Raw genomic sequence first — 646 nt, 5'->3', positions numbered from 1 at the left:
AAGCGCACTACAACGTTGGTCGTCAGTTAGGTATTTCAGGTACGCCTGCAATCTTCCTTCCAAACGGTGAGATGGTTGGTGGTTACTTACCGCCAGCTGAACTACTGAAACGTTTAGAGCAACTGTAATCCTTTAAGGAGCAGAGCCGACGCAATAGTCGGCTCTTTTCAAGCATGATAGAAATTCAACGACGTCCCGAACCGGATCTTTCCCTTCTCCCAGATTCCATTCCTCCGATCTTAAAACGCATTTACATCAATCGCGGTATTACTGACATCGCGCAGCTAGAAACCTCTGCTCGTGGATTGCATTCGTACCAAAAGCTTGGCGGCATTGAGCAGGCGGTTGAGTTGTTGTTCCAAGCGATTCAAGAGCAAAAACGCATCATCGTGGTGGGTGACTTTGACGCAGATGGCGCAACGAGTTCTGCTCTTTCTGTATTGGCATTACGTATGCTTGGCAGCAATAACGTCGATTACTTGGTGCCGAACCGCTTTGAAGATGGCTACGGTTTGAGCCCAGAGGTGGTCGATCAAGCATTGGAACTTGGCGCAGAAATGATCATGACGGTCGACAATGGCGTATCGTCGATTGAAGGTGTGCGCTACGCCAAAGAGAATGGCATTACCGTATTGTTGACAGACCA

At 48.6% G+C, this 646-nt stretch carries 2 protein-coding genes; both read left to right on the top strand.

All coding sequences use genetic code 11. The features are described from left to right. Positions 1-128 (top strand): thioredoxin fold domain-containing protein (locus R7Q46_RS27775; protein ID WP_318078376.1); only part of this gene is annotated, 128 nt, incomplete at its 5' end. A 45-nt stretch (positions 129-173) separates the two neighbouring features. Next, a partial coding sequence (locus R7Q46_RS27770) for a DHH family phosphoesterase (RefSeq protein WP_318078375.1) occupies positions 174-646 on the top strand: 473 nt, incomplete at its 3' end.

The organism is Vibrio sp. 811 (assembly GCF_033339195.1).
This window is presented reverse-complemented; position numbering and strand designations above follow the sequence as displayed.